Raw genomic sequence first — 1056 nt, 5'->3', positions numbered from 1 at the left:
GACGACGAGGCCCTTGCTTCCCCGTTCGTCAAATGCCTCCTGCGGCTCATTCGTACTCAGGATTCCTTCGGCTTATGGGAAGGCCATTCGGATGCCGAGCTGCTGGCCGAGTTCATCATCACCAAGCAACAGCAACGTGCGGTACCCTTTGGCGGCGATCCCGATCCTGACGCGCTGTGGAGGCTCGACATGTTTACACCGCCGTAGCGCTTGCGATCGAGGAGCGCTCCGGCGTGTCGACGTCGCCAATAATTGGAATGAAGCCCCTGCGGGCTTCCAGCGGTTGGGCGTTCTGTCGAGACGTCCACCGGTTCGGCTTCGAGACTTTCCGCAAACTTGCTGAGGCCGGTACGAAACTGGTCGACGATGCGACTGCAGCCATTGAAGCCTAGCCCGAGATGGAGCGCATCAAGAAACCATTGTTCCAGGAAGGATCTATGTCAGACCTAGATAGGATGAGGAAAAAAGTCTGAAAGCTCCAGTTGCGTGCAGCTATTGCCAAGATGGCATTGCAGGACCTCGTCGAGGGTCTGCCGGGCAAGTGGGCCGACATACAGGAAGTCGCCGAGAAAACCCAAGCCGTTTATGCCGAGTTGGATGTTGCCAAGAGAGAACTCGCTTCAATGAAGAATTTAGGATGATGCGCACATTCACCACCCGTGACGGCTCCATTTGGATGCCGCCGTACCTGACCTCCATCGATAGCAAATCTGCATCGGCTGCTGCCGTTGTTTCAAGGTCTGCTCGCGCGATGTCATGCATCTTCACGGCGTTGATGATGCGGGTGAAATCCTCGCCCCTGCGATGACGAGGACGACGATTTCGACGGCAAGCTCAATCGCATGATCATGGTTGTCGATGATGCCGGCCGCTGCATAGGCTGCGGAGCCTGCGGCCGCGTCTGCCCCAAGAACTGCCAGACGCATGTTCCGGCCGACGAGCTCGCAACATGATCTGGCGAAAACCAGGGGAGCGGCGTGCACTTCATCTTTTTGTCGGCTCGTGGGGCTGGTCCTGTGCAGCAATGCGTCGATGGTTTACTTCGCTTTGGATTCG

1 protein-coding gene and 2 pseudogenes are annotated in these 1056 nt (G+C 57.3%); all 3 read left to right on the top strand.

Going from position 1 to position 1056, the window contains the following annotated elements; translation table 11 throughout:
* Positions 1 to 392 (top strand): annotated as a pseudogene (locus P9230_RS32210) (DUF269 domain-containing protein); the annotation flags it as partial.
* Positions 393 to 482: 90 nt separating this feature from the next.
* On the top strand, positions 483 to 641 hold the full coding sequence (locus tag P9230_RS32205) for a CCE_0567 family metalloprotein (protein ID WP_224571204.1): 159 nt from the start codon (positions 483 to 485) through the stop codon (positions 639 to 641).
* Positions 638 to 953, top strand: a pseudogene (fdxB, locus tag P9230_RS32200) (ferredoxin III, nif-specific). Before P9230_RS32205 ends, fdxB begins: the two are co-directional and overlap by 4 nt.
* Positions 954 to 1056: the final 103 nt, after the last annotated feature.

Origin of the sequence: Mesorhizobium sp. WSM4887 (assembly GCF_029625865.1) — a bacterium.
GTDB lineage: Bacteria > Pseudomonadota > Alphaproteobacteria > Rhizobiales > Rhizobiaceae > Mesorhizobium.
The sequence above is the reverse complement of the archived record's forward strand: the minus strand, read 5'-3'. Positions and strand labels throughout refer to the sequence as shown.